The following is a 7,508-nucleotide window of genomic DNA, read 5'->3' on the forward strand; positions in this document are numbered from 1 at the left end:
ACATTACACCTCGGCGACCTTCGGCCCAAATCCGGGTGGGCCCTCCGAGCGTCCTCTGGATCACAGTGATTCGAGGACCGCCTGGGCGGCGTTGTGGCCGCCCAGCCCGGACACCGCACCGCCCCGGCGGGCCCCCGATCCGCAGAGCAGGAGGGCCGGGTGGTCGGTCTCGACACCCCAGCGTGCGGCGGGTGTGTCGAGGGCGGCGCGGGCCGGTGCCCAGGGCCAGTCCAGGTCGCCGTGGAAGATGTGGCCCCCCGGCATCGCGACCTCGGCCTCGACGTCCTGCGGGATCTTCGCCTCGATGCAGGGCTCGCCCGCGGAGTCGTGGGCCACGCAGGACAGCAGCGGCTCGGCGAGCACCTCGTCCAGCGACGCGATCGCCCGGGCGACGGCCTCCTGCTTGGCGGCAGCGGGGTCCGCCTCGAAGAGCCGGGCCGGGGTGTGCAGGCCGAAGTAGGTGAGCGTGTGGGTCCCGGGCGGTACGTCGCCGAGGATCGACGGATCGGTGAGCGAGTGGCAGTAGACCTCGCCGGGCAGCCGGGTGGGCAGCTGACCGGCGGCCGCCTCGGCGTACGCCGCCTCGAGCTCGTCGTACCCCTCGGCGAGGTGCAGGGTGCCCGCGAAGGCGACCGCCGGGTCGATGCCCGAGCGCAGTCGCGGGAGCCGCGACAGCAGCAGGTTGATCTTCAGCTGCGCACCCTCGGGCTTGGTCTCGGGATCGGCGGGGCCGCCGCGCAGGATCTGCAGGACCCAGGGAGCGACGTTCGCGAGGACGAAGCGGGCGGAGACGGTCTGATCGGAGGTCCCGTCGTGCCAGCGCACCGTGCCGTCGTCGGTGATCGCGCTGACGCCGGCCCCGGTCACGAGGCGGGCGCCCGCATCGGAGGCTGCCTTCGCGAGGGCGGTGGTCACCGCGCCCATGCCGCCCACCGGCACCCGCCACTCGCCGGTCCCGTTGCCGATGAGGTGGTAGAGGAAGCAGCGGTTCTGCACCAGCGACGGCGAGTGCAACGAGGCGAACGTCCCGATCAGCGCGTCGGTGGCGACCACGCCGCGCACCAGGTCGTCCTTGAAGCGGCGTTCGATCGCCTCGCCGAGCGGCCGTTCGACGAGCTGCTTCCACGTCGCCGGAGCGACCTGACCCGCGATCTCCTTGTCGCGGGGGAGCGGCTCGGTGAGGGTCGGTGCGACGACCTGGGCGACCTTGCCGACGTCGCCGTAGAAGGCTCGCCAGGCGGCGTACTGCTCATCACCGCCGGTCAGCCGTCGGAAGCTCTCCCGCGTCTCCTGCCCCTCGCGCCGCTCCACGAGGAGCCCGTCGGCGACGCCGTCGCGGACGTAGGGCGTGTACGACGCGGTCTCGCGGCTGACCAGCGCGATGTCGAGCCCGAGGTCGCGCACGACCGCGTCCGGCAGCAGCGAGACCAGGTAGGAGTAGCGCGACAGCCGGGTCGGCAGCCCGGGGAACGCCTGCTCCGACACGGCCGCACCCCCGACGTGGTCGAGCCGTTCGAGGACGAGCACCGAGAGTCCTGCCCGAGCGAGGTACGCGGCCGCGGTGAGCCCGTTGTGGCCGGCCCCGACGACGACCACGTCGTAGGAATCCATGCGTCGAACCTAGCGGGAACAAGACGCACGTGCTTATAGTTGACATGGCAACCACCTACTTCAGGAGATGAGTGCGATGCCCGCGATCACCGTCGACGACCTGACCGTCCTGCCCCGGATCAAGGAGCCCGGCCTGGGCGACCAGCCGCGTCCGGTCTGGAGCGTGACCACGGCCCCGACCGGCTACGAGGGGGAGGGGTTCCCGGTGCGCCGCGCCTTCGCCGGCATCGACATGCGCCACCTCGACCCGTTCATCATGATGGACCAGATGGGCGAGGTGGAGTACGCGCCGGGAGAGCCCAAGGGCACGCCCTGGCACCCGCACCGCGGCTTCGAGACCGTCACCTACATCATCGACGGCGTCTTCGACCACCAGGACAGCCACGGCGGTGGCGGCTCGATCACCAACGGCGACACGCAGTGGATGACCGCGGGCAGCGGCCTGCTGCACATCGAGACCCCGCCGGAGTGGCTCGTGCAGTCGGGCGGCCTCTTCCACGGCATCCAGCTGTGGGTGAACCTGCCGAAGGCCGACAAGATGAACCAGCCGCGCTACCAGGACATCCGCTCCGGCGAGGTCGCGTTGCTGACCTCCTCGGACGCCGGCGCGCTGGTCCGGGTCATCGCGGGCGAGGTCGCGGGCCAGGCCGGCCCGGGGTCGACCTACAGCCCGATGACGTTGGTGCACGCCACCATCGAGCCCGGCGCGCGGCTCGAGCTGCCGTGGCAGGTCGAGCACAACGCCCTCGTCTACGTGCTCAACGGCTCGGGATCGGTCGGTACGACGGAGCCGAGCCCGCTGCACACCGGCCAGACCGCGGTGATGGGTGCCGGCGACTACCTGACGATCACCGCGGACGGCACCCAGGAGAGCCGGAGCCCGAAGCTCGACGTGATCGTCGTCGGCGGCAAGCCGATCAACGAGCCCATCGCCTGGGCCGGCCCGTTCGTCATGAACACCAAGGCCGAGGTGCTGGCGGCGTACGAGGACTTCCAGAAGGGCCGGTTCGGCCACATCCCCGCAGGGATCTGAGTCAGACGCCGCCCGCGGTCACGATCGCGTCGGTGAGGAAGCCGGCCAGCAGCCCGACGACCATGCCCACGGCCAGCAGGTCGGTACGCCGGGCGCGGGCGGCCACGCCGATCAGCTGGATCACCACGTAGAGGATCGAGCCGGCGGCCAGTGCGAGGAAGACGACCGCGAGCGGGTCGCTGGTGACCTTGTAGCCGACCAGGGTGCCGACGAAGGTCGGGCCGCCGCCGATCAGGCCGAGCAGCAGCAGCCGGCCCCACGTGGGCCGGTGCTCCTCGCCGGCCAGGGGCGCGGTGATCCCGAAGCCCTCGGTGGCGTTGTGCAGGCCGAAACCGACGACCAGGAGCACCGCCAGCGCGATGGCGCCGGACGCGGCGGACTGGCCGATCGCCAGCCCCTCGGCGAAGTTGTGCAGCCCGATGCCGATGGCGATCAGCAGCGACAGCTTGGCCGGGTCGAGGTCGTGCGCCATGCGGCGCTCGTAGCCGACGAGGCCGAGCAGGCCGACCGCGATGCCGCCGAACATGAGGGCGCCGTAGCCGATCGCGCTGCCCCACTGGGCGCCGCCGTCAGCGGAGAGCGCGGCGTCGGCGGGCTCCCAGGCGGCGGAGAGCACGTCCCAGACGAGGAAGACCAGGATGCCGACCGCGATCGCGTTCAGCAGGTTGCGCAGGACGGGCGCCGGCTTGGGCAGCCGGGCGATCGGCAGGCCGAGGAAGATGGTGCCGCCCGCGATCACGCTGAGGATCAAGGTCTTCTCGAAGGTCACGAGAACTAAGGTTAGGGACACCTAAGGCATTCAGGGAATCCCCGGATGCTGTGGCGATGGTCTCGATACGCGCGACGCGGCTCCCCTCCCGCAGCCGGATCCTCGGCCCCTCGCGGGACGGTGAAAACGACCGCAGCCGGATCCGAGGATCCGGCTGCGTGACATGGGGTGAGCGACGGGGCTCGAACCCGCGACCCTCGCGACCACAACGCGATGCTCTACCAGCTGAGCTACGCCCACCATGTGATGCACTCCCGAAGGAGCGTGGACGAGTGTAGTGGGACCGGGCCCGGTTCGTTCAATCGGTATCGCCCGAGCCCCCGGTCATGGCCGGGTCAGGACGGGCCGAGGCCCGTGATCGACCCGCCGTGCCGGGCCGCCGCCTCCTTCGAGGCATCGGTGTCCGGGCCGGGGAGCGGCACGAAGACGGTGTCGCGGTAGTAGCGCAGCTCCTCGATGCTCTCCTGGATGTCGGCGAGGGCCCGGTGGTTGCCGCGCTTGACCGGCGCCGCGAAGTAGGCGCGGGGGAACCAGCGCTTGGCCAGCTCCTTGATCGAGGAGACGTCGACGATCCGGTAGTGCAGGAACTCGTCGAGGGCCGGCATGTCGCGGGCCAGGAAGCCGCGGTCGGTGGCGACCGTGTTGCCGGCCAGCGGCGGCCGCGAGTCCGCCGGGCAGTGCTCGCGGATGTAGGCCATGACCTGCTCCTCGGCCTCCTGCAGCGTCACCCCGTTCGCGAGCTCGTCGAGAAGACCCGAGGTCGCGTGCATGTTGCGGACGAACTCGATCATCTGGTCCAGCGCCTCGGCCGGTGGCTTGACGATGACGTCGACGCCCTCGCCGAGGACGTTCAGGTCGAAGTCGGTGACCAGCGCCGCCACCTCGATGAGCGCGTCCGCGCCGAGGTCGAGGCCGGTCATCTCGCAGTCGATCCAGACGAGTCGTTCGTTCACGGTTGAGCACCCTACGCCGTAGGTCGTCTCAGGTTCGGCTCAGCCGTACCGGATAACCTCCGGTCTCGTGGAACGTGGACTGCCCTGGGCGGGCGTGCTGGCCCGCCTGGTGGTGGGCGGTGTCTGGCTCGTCGCCGGGGCGCTCAAGGTGGTCGCGCCGAGCGAGAGCATCAATGCCGTGCAGGCCTACAAGATCCTGCCGTCCTCGGTCGCCGAGTGGGTGGGCGTGAGCATGCCCGCGATCGAGCTGGTCGTCGGGCTGGCGCTCGTCGCCGGCGTGTTCGTCCGCGGCGCGGCGGTGCTGTCCGCGGTGCTGCTGCTCGCCTACATCGGCGCGATCGCATCGGTCTGGTCGCGCGGCATCAAGATCGACTGCGGCTGCTTCGGTGGTGGCGGCGCGGACCCGAACGCCGCATCGGCGTACCCCTGGGAGATCGCCCGCGACTCCGCCCTGCTCCTCGGCTCGCTGCTCCTCGTGCGGCTGCGGCGTACGCCGCTCGCCCTCGACTCCCTGCTCTTTCCCAAGCGCCAGATCCCTCTCGAAGGAGACTGACATGTCCTCGTCCGACAAGAAGGCCGCCGATCGCGCCGCCACCGCTGCCGCGATGCGCGCCGCGCAGGCCCGGCGGGAGTCGCAGCGGCGGCTGCTGACCATCGGTGGCGTGGCGCTGGTGATGATCCTGATCGTCGGCGGTGCCATCGTGTTCTCGATCGTCAAGAACAACCACGACCAGACCCAGCGCGAGGAGGCGGTCTCGCAGCTCGGTACGTCGAAGTACGGCCTGGTGATCGGACCGGACTCGGCGCCCCACCACGTCGTGATCTACGAGGACTTCCTGTGCCCGATCTGCGGCTACCTGGAGTCCCACTCGCGCGACCAGCTGGCGAAGCTGGCCGCCGAGGGCAAGGTCCAGGTCGACTACCGGCCGTTCGACCTCCTCGGCGGCGGCAAGGCCGACAGCTACTCGGTGCGGTCGGCGGGCGCGTTCTCCGTCGTGCTGCAGCACGACGGCGTCGCGGTGGCCAAGAAGTTCCACGACATCCTCTACGCGAACCAGCCGAGCGAGTCCGGGCCGTTCCCGAGCGACGAGCAGCTCGCGGCCTATGCGCGGCAGGCGGGGGCGACCAGCACCCAGGTCAAGCAGGCCATCCTCAGCCATGCGGGGGAGGCGTGGGTGACCGGCGCGACCACCGAGGCGAGCGACGCGGGGGTCGGGGCAACGCCCTCTGTCTTCCTCGACGGCAAGCAGCTCGACCCCACGAGCTACGTCGACCAGGTCACCCGCGACCTGTTGGCCGCCGTCTCGTGAGCGACCTCGCGGCATTCGTCGCCGGGCTGCCCAAGGCCGAGCTGCACGTCCACCACGTCGGCTCGGCGTCGCCACGGATGGTGAGCGAGCTCGCCTCGCGCCACCCCGGCACCGTCCCGAGCGACCCCGACGCGCTCAAGCGGTTCTTCGAGTTCCGCGACTTCGCCCACTTCATCGAGGTCTACCTGGCCGTCGTCGACCTGGTGCGTACGCCGGACGACATCCGCTTCCTCACCTACGAGATCGGCCGTGAGCTTGCCGAGACCCAGTCGGTCCGGTACGCCGAGCTCACCTGCACGCCCTACACCTCGGTGCTGCCGGACGACCCGGAGCGGGGCATGCCGATCGAGGCCTACACCGAGGCGATCGAGGACGCGCGGCTCTCCGTCGAGCGTGACTTCGGCCTGACCTTCCGCTGGATCTACGACATCCCGGGTGAGTCCGGCCTTCCCGCGGCCGACGCGACGATCGGCTTCGCGCTGGACCACCGCCCCGAAGGACTCATCGGCTTCGGTCTCGGCGGCCCGGAGATCGGTGTAGACCGGCCGCAGTTCAAGCCGCACTTCGACCGCGCCCGCGCGGCCGGGCTGCACTCGGTCCCGCACGCGGGGGAGACGACGGGGCCGCAGACGGTGTGGGAGTCGCTCACCTATCTCGGTGCCGAGCGGATCGGGCACGGCACGTCCTCGGCTCAGGACCCGGCGCTGCTGGCCCACCTGGCCGAGCACGGGATCGCGCTCGAGGTCTGCCCGTCGTCGAACGTCGCGACCCGCGCGGTGGCGAGCCTCGCCGAGCACCCGCTGCCGCAGTTCGTGGCCGCCGGCGTACCGGTGACGATCAACTCCGACGACCCCTCGATGTTCGGCACCAGCCTCAACCGGGAGTACGAGATCGCCGCCGACCTCCTCGGTCTCGATCGGGCCGGCATCGCGGACCTGGCCCGGGCGAGCGTGCGCCACTCCTTCGCGCCGGAGGGCATCAAGGCGCGCATCACCGCGGAGGTCGACGACTACAGCTCCTGAGTGCCCCCGGCAGGACTCGAACCCGCAACCCAGTAGGTAGAAGCTACTTGCGCTATCCAGTTGCGCCACGGAGGCTGGACGTGGGTCAGTCTCTCATCCGCTCCGCCGTGACCCGCCCCAGGCCGACCAGCCCGGCCTCGAGACGGCGCGCGATGTCCTCGGGCCCCAGGTCGACCAGGTCGTCGAGGTTGCCGGCCAGCAGCAGGGTGGCGAAGCCGTGCGCCATGGACCAGCCGGCCAGGACCAGGCCGCCGGCGTCCTCGATGCCCCACTCCTCGGCGAGCGCGGCGCCGCTGCCGTCGAGAACCGCGAACGCGGCCTCCTTCGCCTCGACCAGCTCGGGGTCGTCGGTGCGGTAGAGGCCGGGGCGGTACATGACCTCGAAGTGGCCGGGGTTGCTGATCGCCCACTCGACGTAGGCGGTTCCGCCGTCCAGGAAGCCGAACCGGCCCTGCGCCCGCGGGGCGATCGCGGCGGCTGCCTGCCGGAAGCCATCGGTGGCGATGGCGGTGAACAGGCCGGTCTTGTCGCCGAAGTGGTGCATCGGGGCGGCATGCGAGACGCCCGCGCGCCGCGCGATCTCCCGGAGGCTGACCGCTGCGGCACCCACGGCCTCGACCTCGGCGACGGCGGCCGCGATCACGTCGGCGCGCAGGGAGCCGTGGTGATAGGGCTTCGCGTCGGACACGGTCCGATCCTAGTGGATCTAGTGTCGCGTGTCGTAAATAACTAGATGGTTGGTGTTCTGAAATCATGGGGCATGGCCAACCGTCCTGCCCCTGCTCTCGTGCTTCGTGATGGTGATCGGGA

The 7,508-nt window shown here is 70.8% G+C and carries 8 protein-coding genes and 2 tRNA genes; 4 read left to right on the plus strand and 6 right to left on the minus strand.

Going from position 1 to position 7,508, the window contains the following annotated elements:
- Positions 1 to 60: 60 nt before the first annotated feature.
- Positions 61 to 1,611 carry a phytoene desaturase family protein gene (locus tag ACYVAQ_RS15850; protein WP_460791380.1) on the minus strand — a complete coding sequence of 517 codons (1,551 nt, stop codon included), beginning with the start codon at positions 1,609 to 1,611 and terminating at the stop codon, positions 61 to 63.
- A gap of 76 nt (positions 1,612 to 1,687) precedes the next feature.
- Here ACYVAQ_RS15850 and ACYVAQ_RS15855 point away from each other — a divergent pair, with 76 nt between their 5' ends.
- Complete coding sequence (locus ACYVAQ_RS15855; RefSeq protein WP_460791381.1) at positions 1,688 to 2,644, plus strand: pirin family protein; 957 nt, start codon at positions 1,688 to 1,690, stop codon at positions 2,642 to 2,644.
- Position 2,645: 1 nt separating this feature from the next.
- Here ACYVAQ_RS15855 and ACYVAQ_RS15860 read toward each other — a convergent pair whose 3' ends face one another.
- From ACYVAQ_RS15860 to orn, 3 genes are all read right to left on the minus strand, one after another.
- Positions 2,646 to 3,413 carry a ZIP family metal transporter gene (locus ACYVAQ_RS15860; protein ID WP_460791382.1) on the minus strand — a complete coding sequence of 256 codons (768 nt, stop codon included), beginning with the start codon at positions 3,411 to 3,413 and terminating at the stop codon, positions 2,646 to 2,648.
- A gap of 164 nt (positions 3,414 to 3,577) precedes the next feature.
- Positions 3,578 to 3,653, minus strand: a tRNA-His gene (locus tag ACYVAQ_RS15865).
- Between the two features lie 95 nt (positions 3,654 to 3,748).
- Complete coding sequence (gene orn / locus ACYVAQ_RS15870) at positions 3,749 to 4,366, minus strand: oligoribonuclease (protein ID WP_460791383.1); 618 nt, start codon at positions 4,364 to 4,366, stop codon at positions 3,749 to 3,751.
- A gap of 67 nt (positions 4,367 to 4,433) precedes the next feature.
- On the opposite strand from orn, the gene ACYVAQ_RS15875 reads away from it, so the two are divergent.
- The 3 genes from ACYVAQ_RS15875 to ACYVAQ_RS15885 are packed head-to-tail and all read left to right on the plus strand — an operon-like array spanning position 4,434 to position 6,698.
- Complete coding sequence (locus ACYVAQ_RS15875; RefSeq protein WP_460791384.1) at positions 4,434 to 4,919, plus strand: MauE/DoxX family redox-associated membrane protein; 486 nt, start codon at positions 4,434 to 4,436, stop codon at positions 4,917 to 4,919.
- 1 nt (position 4,920) lies between these two features.
- Positions 4,921 to 5,676 carry a DsbA family protein gene (locus ACYVAQ_RS15880; protein ID WP_460791385.1) on the plus strand — a complete coding sequence of 252 codons (756 nt, stop codon included), beginning with the start codon at positions 4,921 to 4,923 and terminating at the stop codon, positions 5,674 to 5,676.
- Positions 5,673 to 6,698 (plus strand): adenosine deaminase, encoded by a 1,026-nt coding sequence (locus tag ACYVAQ_RS15885; RefSeq protein ID WP_460791386.1) that lies wholly within the window; start codon positions 5,673 to 5,675, stop codon positions 6,696 to 6,698. Before ACYVAQ_RS15880 ends, ACYVAQ_RS15885 begins: the two co-directional genes overlap by 4 nt.
- 1 nt (position 6,699) lies before the next feature.
- Here the strand turns inward: ACYVAQ_RS15885 and ACYVAQ_RS15890 are convergent.
- Together ACYVAQ_RS15890 and ACYVAQ_RS15895 are read right to left on the minus strand one after the other, a co-directional pair.
- Positions 6,700 to 6,773, minus strand: a tRNA-Arg gene (locus tag ACYVAQ_RS15890).
- A gap of 10 nt (positions 6,774 to 6,783) precedes the next feature.
- Complete coding sequence (locus ACYVAQ_RS15895) at positions 6,784 to 7,386, minus strand: TetR/AcrR family transcriptional regulator (RefSeq protein WP_460791387.1); 603 nt, start codon at positions 7,384 to 7,386, stop codon at positions 6,784 to 6,786.
- Positions 7,387 to 7,508: the final 122 nt, after the last annotated feature.

The organism is Nocardioides maradonensis, from assembly GCF_054777115.1.